Raw genomic sequence first — 15,018 nt, forward strand, 5'->3', positions numbered from 1 at the left:
GTTACTTAGTTCAATTAACTAACAAAAGCAATGCTTACCCGACCTTCATGCGAGGGCTGCAATGGCGATCAACGAAGAAGAATTGCTCAGATTCATGAACAACGGGCGATGGTTCAACGTGGGCCAGGGCGTCCCACAGAAGAGGCCTGAAACCATTGTCGATGGCACCTTCGTGAGCGAACTGCTGATCGGTGGAACGTCCGGTCACGATCCGAGACGGTATCCGTTCGGCGTGCGGATACGTGGTGCTTACATCGTCGGCCAGATCGACTTGCGCGAAGGGCGAAATCCGGATCAGGGCGCACTTCCTCCCCTTCTTCTGGAAAACTGCGTGCTCGAGGGAAATCCCGCAGATACCGCCGATGCGGTCCTGATTGCGCGTCACGCTTACCTGTCACGAATCGCCTTGACCGGATCTCGCGTCGGGCGCGTCGATCTCTGCGACGCCCAGATCGACGGAGATCTGGCGATTGACCGCGTCGATCCCATCGACGACACCCGCAATTGCCATTTGTCCGCCAGAGGCGCCAAGATTACCGGACGCATCAACGCGAGCAAGTCCACTTTCCGCATTGCTTCTGACGCGCGCATTCCCAACTTCGATATCGTCGATTACGCGTTCGATCTGAACGATGCTCGCATTGACAGCTCCATCTATCTATATCCGGGCTTCAGCGCAATCGGCGGATTAAGCGTCATGGGGGCGAAGATCGAAGGCGATCTTTGGTGTCTCGGCGCTCATATCACGGCTGGAGCCGGGTACGCCTTACGCGGTCAAGCGGTGTCGTGCTCGGGGGCGATCTCGCTGAGTCGATCGGACACGCGCGCCACAACGATCGAAGGCGATGTCGAATTCAAGGGCGCGGATATCGCGGCTCTAGTATTGAACGATCTGAATATCACGCCTAAGGCATCGACCCCGCAAGCCACGCCTTCAATTGATATTAGCATGGCAACGATCCGGAATTCAGTCAATCTCGAATACGTATCGCGCTTATCCGCCGACGGATCCACGGACTTTACTATCGCTGCATTCAATACTCGTGTTGGCGCCGCCTTTCTAGCCGGTGGAACACGAGCGCAGTTTCGCATGCGCGGATGTGAGGTCGGCGGTGACGTCGAAGTTTCGTATCCATCGACGAATGTGCTCGACATGAGCGGCGCGACGGTGAGAGGAATGGTCCATATCGCGGCTGCGCTATCAGATGGCAACAGCACGACCGAGTCGACGGAAGCTAATCAGAATCACTCGGGCGAGCCAAAGAAAGCAGCAGAAAGCGCGGTTCAAGCAGACCGCCGCATGCAGTTCGACGCCGATGGTATCGAAATTCAACGAGGCCTCATCATTGAGAGCTTTCGTGGAAGGCTTGTGATTGACAACGCGAAGATCGGCGCTGCCTTACGTTTGCACATCGCAGGTCCCACCGATTTCAGCGCGAACGGCGCGATCATTTCCGGCTCATTCGAGATTCAAAGCGACTCCGGTACGCAAATCGCGAAGAACAATGTGAAAGCTGCGGCATCCAAGTCTGCCGCGCATCCCTTGAGTAACCGGGCTCCCAGCGCAGACCAAGAAGGCGCTGGCGATATGGCCGATCAACATATCAATGCACGGGGAATAAGCGTCAGAGGCGACATGCGGATAGCGGCGTTCCATGGAACGCTCGGCATCAACAACGCACAAATCGATGGCGATCTGCAATTAGTCGCATCCGATAGGACGCAAATCATTGCTCACGGCGCCATCATCAAAGGGACTTTTGACATCCGAGGCGTCGAAGGGGCGCGCCTTGCTAATCAAATACTCGCGTTAAACCTGGAGATAGGCGAGGACTTCGTTATCCTCACCTCCATGTTCAAGATGATGAATTTAAGCGGAGCGAAGATTCATGGGGCGCTGCGCGTAAGAGCGCCTTCGAAAGACGTTGAAAACGCTGCTCCAACAGAAGTAAGTGATAAATCGAATAAAGCGCAACCGTCCGACGGGGACGACATGGATCTGGATGAACCCTCAAAGCTGATTCTTGCATACGGACTTAGTCTTCGGGGTGACATGGTGGTGCAAGAGTTCAAAGGCACGATTGGCATTGACAACGCAGAAATAGGCGGTTGCGTACGGCTGACGGTAAAGAACTCGTTTGACTTGATAGCACGCGGCGCCGTAGTCAAAGGCACATTTGAGGTCAGCAGTAGCGAAGAGGTGAAATACCGGAACCGCATCACCGCGCCTAACCTGGAAATCGGCGAAGATCTGCGCTTGATTGTCTCGCCATGCACCATCGAGCTTGAAGGAGCGCGGATCGAAAACGACATGGAAATAAAGTTCCCCGAGCCGTCGATTCAACACCTCGATCTGGCATCGGTAATAGCAAGGAACATCGACGTCGAGAACAACTGCATTCTGACTAACGTATCTGGGGAGTTGCTGATGAACTCCGCGCATATTGGTGGGCGTCTGGAGATATCGGCTTCGCGCCTTGCGAACCTAGATGCCCGGGATATCGTTGTGGATGGTCCAGTTGAACTTACGGGCTCGCTCTCGGTCAAGAAAAAGAGTAGCGCGAGCTTTGACGGCGGGCAGTTCGGAGGCAAGTTTCACATCAACAAAGTGCAATTCCAACAGGCGCCAAGCACGGAGCCACGGCTCAGTCTGGACGACGCCATTATCACACGCGACCTTCACGTCACGGCAGTCAACGTACGCCACGCTCACGAGACCGCGTGGGGATATATCAATCCAGTGCAAGTCTCCTCAGGTGATCTGTCGTTCTATCCAGGATGGCGGCTCTACGAAGCCAGATATGATTTCACCAAGGAGGGCACCGGGATCGTGGCGTTTCTTCGCCATATGGATCTGGATGATCAACTGATTCTGTTGTCCGGAAGTTCCTTACCCATTCATCAATTGAACGAGACTGGCGCGCTAAAGCTGGGAAGCGCGGAGAACGTAAGCCGATATCTGCGCTTTTTTTGCAGCTACGTATGGGCCGATGAAGGTCGATTCAGAATCATCGAGTCGCTACAGGAAGCGGACAGGGGGGCACAGCACTCAATCGACAAAACAAGTCGGTTCCGCCCGATTTCCGCAGTCTTGTCAGACGACAAATGGCAATGCACGGCGCTAGTGTCGTATGACGAGACGCTTTGGGAATGCGAATTCGTCGTTGAATCGAATGGCATGGTGACAATGGCGCAAAGCGAGCCTGTCGGTAAAATTCAGGAAACGCCGCCGTTGAAAATGATTCAGCCGTTGCGCCTTGTTCCTTCACAGACGGAGCCAGCGAAAGATCAAATTCAGACCGATCACGTGAGTGATGCACGGGCTCAAAAAAGAGGCGAGGCAAGCGTCCCGCGTTTCTGGGTTAGCGAGTATGCGGAAAATGCAGGACTGGAGGAGCCGCCATCCTCCTGCGACGCGCTTTTGCGTAGGCTCGCGGGGGTAGCCAGCGCAGCAGGACAGCAGCCTAAGGCGACTGTGTCGCTCAAGGGACTCAAGGCCGGCGCAGTGCGCTTTCATTCGACCCAGGCGTGGGGAGCGGGAATACTGGTGCAACTCGCGGATTTCGAATATGGACGACTCGAGCATGACGACGCTCAGGTGATCGATGACTTTGCCGGCGTGACGCAGATCACCGAACCCGCGCCCAAGACGCCTCAGAAAGTTGCAAAGAAGCGCCATTGTGACTGGCTATCGCTGCAGTTCCCGGATCGCGACCCGCGTAAGCATCACAACGAAAACGGGTTCTCGCAACAGCCACATGAGCATCTAGCTCGTATCCTGCGTGCCCGAGGCGAGGCTGACCAGGCCATCGAAGTCCGGCTGGATCAACTACGGCTGGAACGCCTGCTCACGCTTGGCCGTGTTAGTCGCATGATATCGCTGTTCATGTTTGGCTTTTCACGGCATGGTCTGCGTCCGGGATGGGGAATATTGTGGTGCTGCGTGGCGCTTATCTTCGGGGGCGTGTATTTCGACTATCTCAATTATGGATATCTCAGGTGGTTTCCTCAAACGCGTACGCTGGGATGGACTCAGAATGAACCGATTCTGGTCGTTGACGCCGCGGCCGTCAGTCCGCTTGTAACGGTCGATTCGGGCGGCTTTGGCAATCCGACCATGGAGCGCGTACTTGACGAGGACAAGCGCGTTGCGCCGGAGTACCGATGCGGCGAGCAGGTCGATCCTTTTCTTTATCCCATCGACGTGTTCGTTCCGTTGCTGAATCTGCGGCAGCAGGACAAATGCAGTATCTCGACTCGACCGTCCGCGTTTATTCATCGCTTCGGAAAGTTCGCCTATACCGTCTTCGGTTCCATATTCACCTCTTTGACGCTGCTGTCGATAGCAGGAGTCCTCAGGCGTCGCGTAGAACAGTGATTCCACAAAACTCTTGCGAACACTGGCATCCGTGATTAACATCGCTGCCGCGCAAAGATCAAGCAGACGCCCGCATGCGCAATGGAATGAAGAGCAACGGCGGCGGCCCGCCGTGGATGATCCGCCACTAGACGGACTTCGCTCGACGTCTGCGCGTAGTCCCCCACGGCGGCGTCTCGAACGATTGCACCACCCAGTCGATGAACGCACGCGTTTTCGCGGCCGCATGCTTGGAAGACGCGCGCACCACGCTGAGTTGTTCGCCCGCGTCCACCTTCCAGCCGGGCAGCACTTGCACCAGCTCTCCGCTCTGCAATTCGCGGCCGACGAGCCAGTCCGTCCCGTATATGATGCCGACGCCCGCGCGTGCCGCATGCAGCACGGCATCGATCTCATCGGTCGTCATTCTCGCGTTGATGCGAATGGCGCGGTGCATGTCGTCGCGTTTCAGATGCCATACCGGATGCGTGGAGAGCCGCGAAAAGCCGATGCATTCATGGCGCATCAGGTCTTCGGGCTTCGTGGGACGTCCGTGCGCGGCGAGATAATCCGGCGATGCGCACAGTAAGCGCCGCATGGTCGCAAGCGGCCGCGCGACAAGCCGGCTGTCTTCCAGTTTGCCGATACGCACGCCTACATCGAAACGTTCTTCGATCAGATCGACATAACGGTCCGTGTACGTGCATTCGACATCGAGCGAAGGATAGCGCGCAAGGAACTCCGGCATGCGCGGCGCAATCCACATGCGCCCGAACCCTGCGGGCAAGCTGATGCGCAAGAGTCCGCGCGGCGTCGCAGCTTGCAAGCGCGCTTCGTCTTCCGCATCGCGCATGATGTCCCACGCTTCGCGCACGCGATCGCGATAACGCGTGCCTGCTTCCGTCGCCGATACGCGACGTGTGGATCGTTCGAGCAAACGAATGCCAAGACGCGTTTCCAGTTCCGCGATACGTCGGGAAATGACCGAGCCGTCGCGCCCCAACTGGCGGCCTGCCGCCGTGAAACTCCCGGTCGCGAGCACCGCGAGAAACGCCTGAACCTGATCCGTTTCGATGCCGTTCATTGATGCACCCCATGCACGAATGTTATGCCGTATGGGTCGATTATAGAGGCGCGTCTTCGTTAGCATGACCTCTGTGCTTAACGAAAAAGGAGCGCACCGTGAAAGCGTATCGACTGAAGGCAGGCAAGCCCTACGAATTGACGTTGACCGATTACGCACTCGAGCCCGTACCGGAAAGCGACGAAGTGCTCATCCGCATTCGCGCGGCGGGACTCAACTATCTCGATCTCATGGTGGCGAACGCGCGCTTCGGCAACGTGGACGCGAGCTTCGTGCCGGGTGCGGATGGCGCGGGCGAGATCGTCGAGGTCGGATCGCGCGTGAAAGGCTGGAAGGCGGGCGATTGCGTGATCGCCGGAATGATCGTGGATTGGGCCGCAGGACCGCTCACGGTAGCGAACGGCGAGCGTCTTCGCGGCGTCACCATGCCGGGCTCGCTCGCGGAATATGCGGTCGTGCCCGCTACCGCGCTCGTCGCCATTCCCGCTGCCATGCCGTTCGTGCAGGCCGCAAGTTTGCCGGTCGCCGCGACGACCGCATGGAACGCCATCGTCGCGGGCAATGTGCGGCCGGGGTCCACCGTGGCGTTGCTGGGTACGGGCGGTGTGAGTCTGTTTGCGCTGCCGCTTGCCAAGGCGGCGGGCGCGCGCGTGATCATCGCGTCTTCATCGGACGAGAAGCTCGCCCGCGCGCGCAAGCTGGGCGCGGACGTCACCATCAACTACCGGACCACGCCCGCGTGGGACGTCGCGTTGCTCGAAGCCACGGAAGGGCGTGGCGCGGATCTCGTCGTGGAAACCGTCGGCGTGGCGACTTTCGAGCGCTCGGTGAACGCGGCGGCAATCGGTGGAACGATCTTCGTCGTCGGGCTGATAGGCGGCGAGGAAACGAAGATGCCCTTGCTCAAGGTCATGGTGAAGACCTTGCGCATTGTCGGTAATCAGACTGGCTCGACGGCCAATCTCGCCGATGCGGTCAAGGCCATCGCACAGTCCCGAATCGAACCGGTGATCGATCGCGTCTTTCCCTTCGATGCCGCGCAGGATGCCTATGCCTATCTCGAATCGGGTGGCCACTTTGGAAAAGTGGTGATAGACGTCACTTGATGCCGGTTGTCGTACAACTAGTCAATCGTAATGCACCTTTTGGCGCTATGTAAGGAAAGCATTCTGTGTGCGAAGGACCGCATGAAACCGGCGGTTCGTAGGGTTTTCACGGACGCGAGGCAAGCAACTGGACTTGTATGATGACGTATCTTTACAGATTCGTCGTCAGGTCTCGCGTGCGCGCATTCCTACGCGCTTCGATAGCACCCAAAGGAGAAGACATGCGATTCCGCTACCGCTGGATAGTCGCCGCGCTGCTGTTCTTTGCCGGCATGCTCAACTATCTGGACCGCGCGGCGCTCTCCGTGGTCGCACCGCTCGTCAAGAGCGAACTGCATATCAACGACGCGCAACTCGGCGTGCTGTTCAGCAGTTTCTTCATTGGATACTGCGTGTTCTGCTTTATCGGCGGATGGGCGGCCGACAAGTTTGGTCCGCGCAAGGTGTTCGCCATTGCTGCCGCGTTCTGGTCACTGTTCTGCGGCGCCACGGCATTCGCGGGCAACTTCGCCACGCTGATGGTGGCGCGCGTCGCGTTCGGTGTCGCCGAAGGCCCAATGGGCACGACGACCAACAAGTCGATCTCGAACTGGTTCCCGCGCAGTGAAGCGGGCCGCGCCGTGGGTCTCACGAACGCCGGTCAGCCGTTGGGCGCCGCCATTGCCGCACCGATCGTCGGGCTGGTCGCTTTGCAGTTCGGCTGGCGCATCTCCTTCGTCGTGATCGCGATGCTCGGCTTCGTGTGGATTGCGTTCTGGTTGCGGTGCTTTCGCGATCATCCGGAAGATCATCCTGCCGTGACGCGCGAGGAAGCCGCGCATATCGCGAGCGACAGGCTCGTGCCGCATCACGCGGAAGGTTCCGCTGAAGCAGGCTCGCAAGCGGGCGTGATGCACTATTTGCTGTCGTTGCCGGTGCTCGGCGTGGCTGCCGCGTTCTTCGCGTTCAACTACGTGCTGTACTTCTTCTTGTCATGGTTGCCGAGCTACTTCACGGACTATCAGCATCTCGACATCAAGCACATGAGCGTGATCGGCATCCTGCCGTGGCTCGGCGCGACGGCGGGCTTCGTGCTCGGCGGCATCATCTCCGACGCGCTCTACAAGAAGACCGGCAACGTGCTCTTCGCGCGCAAGACGGTCATCATTCTGGGACTTGGCGTGGCGGCAATCTGCGTGTTGCTGGTGTCGCGCGTGAGTTCGCTTGCGCCTGCCGTCGCGTTGATCGCGGTGGCGAGTCTCTTCGCTTTCATGACGCCGCAAGCGTGCTGGTCGCTGTTGCAGGACATCGTGCCGCGCGATCGCATTGGCGCAACGGGCGGCTTCGTACATTTGCTCGCGAATCTCGCGGGCATTCTCTCGCCGAGCATTACCGGCTTTCTGATTCAGTACGGCGCGGGTTACTCGTCGGCTTTCATTCTCGCAAGCGCGTTGTCGGCACTCGGCATGCTGATTTTGTGGATCGCCGTGCGTGAAACGCAAGTCATGCGGCTGCGTGGCGCGCCAGTCTGAAGAAGTAACAACGAAGGTAGAAGCCAAGCTGACTGGTAAGCGTCGGGCATCGATCTTGCGCCCGATGCTCGAGGCAAAGGGTCCTGGCGAACGATGTTCGTCACGCGCACCTGCATCGCGGAGCACCGCTTTCGCCATGCCGCCAGTCACGGAGCATCGCCTTGCCTTCACCCAATTCTTCGATACTCGAACGGCTCGCTCGTTCGCCTCTTCCGGTCTTCGTGCTCGTTGCTATCGCTGGCGGCACGGATGCGCTCGTCATGCTTCACAGCAAGGAATGGCTCGCGGTCTATATGACCGGCAATTCCACCAAGCTGAGTCAGTCGCTTGTTCAAGGCGCGTTCGAAAAGACGATTCCGCTCATCTGCGTCATCGCGTGCTTTCTTGCGTTCACGACGCTTGCCGCGTGGCTTGGAACGCGCTTTCCCCGATGGCGCGCCGCCCTGTCCCTCACGCTCACCGCAATCCTCCTCGCTTGCGCCGTGCCGCTCACGGGCGAGCAGTTCTCGCCGCTCACGACGTGTCTCGTCGCGGCAGGCATGGGCGCGATCAATCAGGCGCTCGCCGATCAGCCGGGCGTCACGTTCATTACGGGTACGTTCATTAGCGTCGGCAGGCAACTCGCTAGCCGCAAGTTCGGCGCGGCTGCGCTCGGCATGCTGCGCTGGATATCGTGGATCGTCGGCGCGGCTGCGGGCACGGTGCTGAATATTCTGTTCGGCCCTGGTGCGCTGGCGGCCATTGCGCTTGTTGGACTCGTCTGCGCACTCACTGCGACCGTGTATGGCAGCACCATGCACGCGGAACGGCTCGCGCATTGATTGCTGTTCGATTCGTCCAGCAATCGTTCAACGATGGAGAAACTACTCATGTCTGGCAACGATACGACTCCCTATTCCGTCACCGGCCCCGGCACCGCCGATGGCCCGAAGCTGCCCGCATCCGGCGAATGGCAAGCGCCCGCGGAGATCGACGTGGGCAGCGTCAAGGACGGCAAGGTCGAGTTCCCGAACTGGAAGGGCGATGCGGACAAGCCATCGCCTCCGCCGCCAGCACCGACATCGCCGGACAAACGTGTTGGCTTTGCAATCGTCGGTCTGGGACGTTTGGCGCTCGAACAGATTTTGCCGGCGTTCGTGAACAGTAAGCACGCGCGGGTTGCGGGGCTGGTGTCGGGCAGTCCAGACAAGGCGCGGGCGGTGGCCGCGCAATACGGCGTGAACGAAGCGGCCGTACTTGGCTACGATGACATATCGCGTCTCGCCGACAATCCCGACATTCAAGCGGTATACGTCGTCACGCCTAACGGCTTGCATCTGCCGCACGTCATTGCAGCAGCGAAGGCCGGCAAGCATGTGCTATGCGAAAAGCCGATGGCCAACACCGCCGACGAGGCGCGCCAGATGATCGACGCCTGCGCGAAGGCGGGCGTCAAGCTCATGGTGGCCTACCGTTGCCAATTCGAAGTCTTCAACAGTGCAGCGACGAAACTCGTGCAATCGGGCGAGCTGGGAAGGGCGCGCATCATCGAGGCGACCAATGCGCAGGTGCAAGGTCCCGGCGGTCAATGGCGTTTGAGGTCGGCCCTGGCGGGCGGCGGCGCCTTGCCGGATATCGGCTTGTACTGTTTGAATGGCGTGCGTCATGTGCTCGGCGAGGAACCCGTCGAGGTCTATGCGCAGATCGTGAATCCCGCCGATGACGAACGCTATCGGGAAGTGGAGGAAACCATCGCGTTCACGTTAAGCTTTCCGTCGGGCGCGATTGCGCAATGCGCAAGCAGTTACGGCGCGCATGAATCGAAGGATATGCGTATCCGTCTTGAGAGAGGCTGGATCGATATCGAGAACGCGTTTGCGTACAAGGGACAGCGCATGCGCATTGCGCGACGCAAGGACGATTTCGAAGTGGTCGAAGAGCAGCGGCTCGAATTCAAGGATCAGTTCATGCTCGAAATCGACCACTTCGCGCAGTGCGTGCGCGATGATCGCCAGCCCGACACACCGGGTGAAGAAGGTCTGCGCGATCAGGTGTTGATGGAGGCGATTTATCGGTCGGCGCGAGAAGGGCGGCCGATTGCGGTGGCCGAGAGCGCTTGAAGATTCAAAGCGCTCTCGCCGCACATCAACGCGTAAGCGAGAGCGCCAGGTACGGCGTGATATTGCGCATGGCGCGCGCAACGTAGTCCTCTTTCTCGGCCACAGGCGCCACATAATGCAGCGCGCTTTCGGCCGCTTCCACGCCTTCGAATCGCGCAATAACCCAAGCTGCCAGATACTGCGAAGCAAGACAGCCGCCAGCGGTTGCCACATTGCCGTTGGCGAAAAACGGCTGATTCAACACATCGACGCCGGCTGCCTCGACCCATGGCTTCGTCGTCAGATCGGTACAAGCGGGAACGCCCCCAAGCAATCCGAGCTTTGCCAGCACGAGCGTGCCCGAACACTGCGCGCCGAGTAACTGCCGCGCCGGATCGAACCGCATCTGCGCCATGAGTGCTGCATTGGCGACGACTTCGCGCGTCAGCAATCCGCTTCCGACGATGACCGCATCCGCGTCACTCGCCTCGCGCAGGGAAATGTGGCCTTCGATTACCACGCCGTTCATCGACTTCACGCGCGTTTCGGGTGTCGCAATCGACACGCGCCAGTGTGGCTTTTTGATGCGATTGAGAATGCCCAGCGCGATGAACGAATCGAGTTCGTTGAAGCCTTCGAACGTGAGAATGGCGATATGCATGATGGCGCACCGTTGAGCGTTTGAATGATCGAATGAGCCGATGCTAAACCAGGAGTCCATTACAATCAAATAATTGTCATGGATACATCTTCGCATGGCCCAGCCCCGCTACAAGACGCTCGTCGATTCCTTGGCCGCCGATATCCGCGCGGGCCGTTTGCGCGCGGGCACGCGCCTGCCCACGCATCGCCAGCTTGCGGCCACGAAGGGCCTCGCTCTCGTCACGGCGTCGCGCGTCTATGCGGAACTCGAAGCCATGGGCCTCGTGCGCGGCGAGACCGGGCGCGGCACTTTCGTGCGGGAAATCTCGCTGCCGCCGGGCCTGGGTGTCGATCAGCACGTGTTGGGATCGGACATGATCGATCTCAACTTCAATTATCCGTCGCTGCCGGGTCAGGCCGAGTTGCTGCGCAACGCCTTGCGCCAGCTCGCCGCTTCGGGCGATCTCGAAAGTCTGCTTCGTTACCAGCCTCACGGTGGCCGTCCGCATGAACGGGCAATCGTGGCGCGACATTTGAAGGCGCGCGGGCTTGCGGTGAGCGCGAACGAAGTGTCCATCGTCAACGGCGCGCAAGCGGGGCTCGCGGCGACCGTCGTGGGCTTGCTTCGTCCCGGCGATGTCGTCGCGGCCGATGCATTGACGTATCCCGGCTTCAAGGTACTGGCCGAGGCGCACGGGCTCGAACTCGCGCCGATTCCAACGGCCGGCTCCGGGCCTGATCTGGATGCGCTGGACCACTTATGCAAAACGCGCCGCGTGCGGGCGGTCTACGCCATGCCCACGCTGCACAATCCGCTTGGCTGGGTGATGAGCGCGCATCGTCGCAAGCAACTCGTGGCGATTGCAAGAAAGCACGGGCTTTTGATCATCGAGGACGCCGCATACGCCTTCCTCGTCGACGATCCTCCCACACCGCTGGCCGCGCTCGCACCCGAGTCGACCGTCTATGTCTCCGGGCTTTCGAAGAGCGTCGCGACGGGCTTGCGCGTGGGTTTCGTGGTGGCATTCGCCGACGCCATGAAAGCGATCGAACGCGCTGTAAGAGCGACCACTTGGAACACGCCGGGCGTGATGACGGCAATTGCTTGCGGATGGCTCACCGATGGCACCGTGCGCCGGCTCGAAGCGGAGAAGCGTCGCGACGCGAAGCATCGTCAGGCAATGGCCGCCGACATCCTCGCGGGCATGCGATGCGTCCGTCATCCTGCGTCGTATTTCGTGTGGCTGCCGCTCGCGGAAGAGGTTCGCGCCGATCAGGTTGCAGCGTCACTCATGCGCGAGGGCATTTCGGTGGCGACCGCTGAACCTTATTCGGTTTCGCCGCATGTGCCGCATGCCATTCGGCTGGCGCTGGGTTCCGTCGAGCGCGATGTGCTGCGCGATTCGCTCGAGACAGTGAGGCGGGTGATCGGCGAGTACGCATATTGAAGATGCACCGGCGCGTCAGGGAAACTGCTTGACGTTGAGATCGAACGGCGGGGCATTGCGACTCTTGAGCAGATGCACGAACCTGTCCTGTGTCGCTCGCGCATGCGCGGGCAGATACTTCACGAGCGCCGCGCGGTCTTTGCGCTTCACGATATCGATGATCTTGTCGTGCTCACGCAAGTTCCTGTCGAACTGCAGGTCCTGCTCTTCGGGCGTCGATTCGGCTTCCATCTTGTAGAGATGCACTAAAAGCCGCCGGACATGGCGGTGCGTCGATTGCGCAAACTCATAGAAAAAGCCATTGCCCACGGCCTGATTCATTCGCATGTGGAACTTCTCGTTGAGCGCGGTGATGTTCAGAAACGCGCGCGCCTGAACTTGCGTGACGTATTGCGTCTGAATCGTCGTCAGGTCTTCCGCCAGTCCCGGTTCGAACCGCATCATCTGCGCGAGGATATTCTCGGCTAGCTGATGCGCGACGAGAATCTCGCCGATCTCCTCGAAGTCGAGCCGGCGCACGAAGGTCCCGCCGCGGTTGGGCACGATATTCACGAAGCCTTCCGCGACCAGCCTGTTGATGGCCTCGCGCGCAGGCGTGCGTCCGAGCATGAAGTCGTTCAGCAGCATGGGTTCGTCTATACGGCTGCCCGGCGAAATCGTCAGATCGATGATGCGCGAGCGAATGGCGTTCACGGCCGAATCGGTTTGGCTCATCGAGCTTTCGGCGGCGACGGGTTCGGCTGCATCGAGTATCGATTGCGATGGATCGTCGGATGACACGAGCGCGGCTTTCGCCGACGTCTTGCGCGACACGGTTCTGCCGGCGGTCTTCGCGGCGGCGGTTTTCAGCTTCGGCATAGTCTCTCGTTTTCCCGCCCTGGCGCAGGCGTTCAATTTCGTATATGCGAAGTATATAGGATGTCGGCTATTACGCCTTTGCCTTGCTCAATAACGCTCTTGCGCGCATGAACAACTATTTTTTTGAAAAGTATACGCGACGTATATTCACATGCTAAGGTTGGGTCGTTGCTCATCGACGAGCAATTCGAAGCACCCGGCTTCTTCACTGACGACCCAGGTTCCAAACACGTTCTGGCGCTGACCCGGAAGGACCCTGGCACGCCTGCGAACAGGCCGTTCGTGCACGACACACCAATAAGGGAGAACGAGTTGAGCGACGCAATAGAAGGAATCGAAACGCTCGTCGGCCAGAAAGTACGGCGCGACATCAGCCGTCTGGTCGCCTTCGCGAAGGGCAATCTGGCGCGCGCCGCCGCGAGCATTGCGGGACAACGTGAGCCGCATATCGGCATCGTCTGCGGATTTTTCGTGCGTCATGCCGAGCCGCCTTCGCCCGAAACGGACGGGCTCAACGGCATGGCGCAACTGGCAGCGGGTTTTGTCGAAGCGGGAATGCGCGTGACTGTCATTACCGATGCGCCTTGCGCCAAGGCCGCATGGGCCGTGACGCGCGTGTTGCCGGGCAAGGTCGCGCTCGAAGTGGTCGATGTCGACGACACCGCCGTGCGCGATCTGCGCAAGCGCCTCGAAACGGCGGAGCATCCGATTACGCATCTGATCGCCATCGAACGTTGTTCGCTGGGCTCCGACGGGCGCGCGCATCGCGAGCATGGCTGGGATATCTCCGACGACACCGCCGCGCTCGACTACCTCTTCGCCGACGAAGGATGGCAGGCGCCGTGGAAGACCATCGGGATCGGCGACGGCGGCAATGAGATCGGCATGGGCGTGTTGCCGAAAGAGATCGTCGAAACAGACATCCCGAACGGGCCGCTCATCGCCGCGCGCACGCCGGCCGACTATCTGATCGTGTCTGGCGTCGCCAACTGGGGCGCGTATGGCTTGCTCGGCGCGGTCGCGGAGTTGAAGCCGGAGCTGGCACAGCCGCTTCTCGCGCATTTCAACGGCGCGTTCGAGAAAAAGGTGCTGGCGGCGGCCGTGGAGATCGGTCAGGCCATCGACGATAGCCGCGTGGATCGTCCCGGCAAGCTGCAGATGACCATCGACCGGTTGCCGCTGGAAGACCACGTTGCGATCATCGACGGCATTCAGGCGCTGGTCGCGCGTTCGTCTTCGCCGGGCGTGGCGCGCTAGGGGCACGGGCCATGAGACAGGATCTTTCGATCGTATTGCTGCATGCCACGCCGGTCGCGATGGAGCCTATCCATTGCGCGTTCGCAGCGGACTGGCCCGAAGCGCGCTTGAGCAATCTGCTCGACGACGGTCTCACGGCCGCGCGCGCAGCGGACGAGCAACTCACGCCGGCGCTGATGCAGCGCTTCGTGAATCTCGTGCGCTATGGCTACGAAGCGGGCGCGGACGCGATTCTCGCGACCTGTTCGGCGTTTGGTCCGGCCATAGAGAAAGCGGATCGCGAGTTGCCGGTGCCGGTCTGCAAGCCGAACGACGCGATGTTTCAGGACGCGCTTGCCTGCGGCAGCCGTCTCGCGATGATCGCGACCTTCGCCCCGGCTGTGCCGACGATGGAAGCCGAGTTCGCCGAGGAAGCCGCGCGCATCAATCCGCAAGCGACGCTCGATACGTTCGTGGCCGCCGAAGCCATGACGAAGCTGCGTGCGGGCGATGCATCGGCACACAACGCGCTCGTGGCCCAGGAAGCCGCGAAGCTGCATGGCTACGACGCGATCCTGCTCGCGCATTTCTCCACTTCGCGTGCGCAGGCGCTCGTGACAGAAGCGGTGCGTGTTCCCGTGTTCGCCGCTCCGCAAAGCGCGGTGCGGCGGCTCAAAAGCCGCCTTGGTCTTTGAGAG

11 protein-coding genes are annotated in these 15,018 nt (G+C 60.1%); 8 read left to right on the plus strand and 3 right to left on the minus strand.

Features of this window, described 5'->3' with window-relative positions:
- The first annotated feature begins 61 nt into the window (after positions 1-61).
- Complete coding sequence (locus tag NCR98_RS20965; protein WP_250527158.1) at positions 62-4,378, plus strand: translocation/assembly module TamB domain-containing protein; 4,317 nt, start codon at positions 62-64, stop codon at positions 4,376-4,378.
- Positions 4,379-4,505: 127 nt separating this feature from the next.
- Here the strand turns inward: NCR98_RS20965 and NCR98_RS20970 are convergent, their stop codons facing one another.
- On the minus strand, positions 4,506-5,441 hold the full coding sequence (locus tag NCR98_RS20970; protein ID WP_250527159.1) for a LysR family transcriptional regulator: 936 nt from the start codon (positions 5,439-5,441) through the stop codon (positions 4,506-4,508).
- A 98-nt stretch (positions 5,442-5,539) separates the two neighbouring features.
- Here NCR98_RS20970 and NCR98_RS20975 point away from each other — a divergent pair, with 98 nt between their 5' ends.
- The 4 genes from NCR98_RS20975 to NCR98_RS20990 all read left to right on the plus strand — a co-directional run bounded on the left by NCR98_RS20975 (position 5,540) and on the right by NCR98_RS20990 (position 10,157).
- Entirely contained in the window at positions 5,540-6,547 is a 1,008-nt protein-coding gene (locus NCR98_RS20975; protein ID WP_250527160.1) for a zinc-dependent alcohol dehydrogenase family protein, read from the plus strand.
- 221 nt (positions 6,548-6,768) lie between these two features.
- On the plus strand, positions 6,769-8,058 hold the full coding sequence (locus NCR98_RS20980) for an MFS transporter (RefSeq protein ID WP_250527161.1): 1,290 nt from the start codon (positions 6,769-6,771) through the stop codon (positions 8,056-8,058).
- A 161-nt stretch (positions 8,059-8,219) separates the two neighbouring features.
- Positions 8,220-8,879 carry a YoaK family protein gene (locus NCR98_RS20985; RefSeq protein WP_250527162.1) on the plus strand — a complete coding sequence of 220 codons (660 nt, stop codon included), beginning with the start codon at positions 8,220-8,222 and terminating at the stop codon, positions 8,877-8,879.
- A 48-nt stretch (positions 8,880-8,927) separates the two neighbouring features.
- Positions 8,928-10,157 carry a Gfo/Idh/MocA family protein gene (locus NCR98_RS20990; RefSeq protein WP_250527163.1) on the plus strand — a complete coding sequence of 410 codons (1,230 nt, stop codon included), beginning with the start codon at positions 8,928-8,930 and terminating at the stop codon, positions 10,155-10,157.
- Positions 10,158-10,182: 25 nt separating this feature from the next.
- Here the strand turns inward: NCR98_RS20990 and NCR98_RS20995 are convergent, their stop codons facing one another.
- Positions 10,183-10,797: a DJ-1/PfpI family protein gene (locus tag NCR98_RS20995; RefSeq protein ID WP_250527164.1), complete on the minus strand. Its 615-nt coding sequence runs from the start codon at positions 10,795-10,797 to the stop codon at positions 10,183-10,185.
- Positions 10,798-10,891: 94 nt separating this feature from the next.
- Here NCR98_RS20995 and NCR98_RS21000 point away from each other — a divergent pair, with 94 nt between their 5' ends.
- A complete protein-coding gene (locus NCR98_RS21000; protein WP_250527165.1) occupies positions 10,892-12,226 on the plus strand; it encodes an aminotransferase-like domain-containing protein in 1,335 nt (444 codons plus the stop codon).
- 15 nt (positions 12,227-12,241) lie between these two features.
- Here the strand turns inward: NCR98_RS21000 and NCR98_RS21005 are convergent, their stop codons facing one another.
- The gene (locus tag NCR98_RS21005) at positions 12,242-13,084 is read right to left on the minus strand and encodes a GntR family transcriptional regulator (protein ID WP_244831156.1); all 843 of its coding nucleotides are present in this window, start codon (positions 13,082-13,084) and stop codon (positions 12,242-12,244) included.
- Positions 13,085-13,396: 312 nt separating this feature from the next.
- On the opposite strand from NCR98_RS21005, the gene NCR98_RS21010 reads away from it, so the two are divergent.
- Both NCR98_RS21010 and NCR98_RS21015 read left to right on the plus strand, forming a co-directional pair.
- Positions 13,397-14,341: a glutamate cyclase domain-containing protein gene (locus NCR98_RS21010; protein ID WP_250527166.1), complete on the plus strand. Its 945-nt coding sequence runs from the start codon at positions 13,397-13,399 to the stop codon at positions 14,339-14,341.
- Positions 14,342-14,352: 11 nt separating this feature from the next.
- The gene (locus NCR98_RS21015; protein ID WP_250527167.1) at positions 14,353-15,015 is read left to right on the plus strand and encodes an aspartate/glutamate racemase family protein; all 663 of its coding nucleotides are present in this window, start codon (positions 14,353-14,355) and stop codon (positions 15,013-15,015) included.
- Positions 15,016-15,018: the final 3 nt, after the last annotated feature.

The sequence above is a fragment of the Caballeronia sp. GAWG2-1 genome (assembly GCF_023631405.1).
GTDB lineage: Bacteria > Pseudomonadota > Gammaproteobacteria > Burkholderiales > Burkholderiaceae > Caballeronia.

Excerpts from the sequence above, each read along its gene's own strand:
- NCR98_RS20965 (WP_250527158.1), top strand. The coding sequence starts at position 62 with ATGGCGATCAACGAAGAAGAATTGCTCAGATTCATGAACAACGGGCGA.
- NCR98_RS20970 (WP_250527159.1), bottom strand. The coding sequence starts at position 5,441 with ATGAACGGCATCGAAACGGATCAGGTTCAGGCGTTTCTCGCGGTGCTC.
- NCR98_RS20980 (WP_250527161.1), top strand. The coding sequence starts at position 6,769 with ATGCGATTCCGCTACCGCTGGATAGTCGCCGCGCTGCTGTTCTTTGCC.
- NCR98_RS20990 (WP_250527163.1), top strand. The coding sequence starts at position 8,928 with ATGTCTGGCAACGATACGACTCCCTATTCCGTCACCGGCCCCGGCACC.
- NCR98_RS20995 (WP_250527164.1), bottom strand. The coding sequence starts at position 10,797 with ATGCATATCGCCATTCTCACGTTCGAAGGCTTCAACGAACTCGATTCG.
- NCR98_RS21000 (WP_250527165.1), top strand. The coding sequence starts at position 10,892 with ATGGCCCAGCCCCGCTACAAGACGCTCGTCGATTCCTTGGCCGCCGAT.
- NCR98_RS21005 (WP_244831156.1), bottom strand. The coding sequence starts at position 13,084 with ATGCCGAAGCTGAAAACCGCCGCCGCGAAGACCGCCGGCAGAACCGTG.
- NCR98_RS21015 (WP_250527167.1), top strand. The coding sequence starts at position 14,353 with ATGAGACAGGATCTTTCGATCGTATTGCTGCATGCCACGCCGGTCGCG.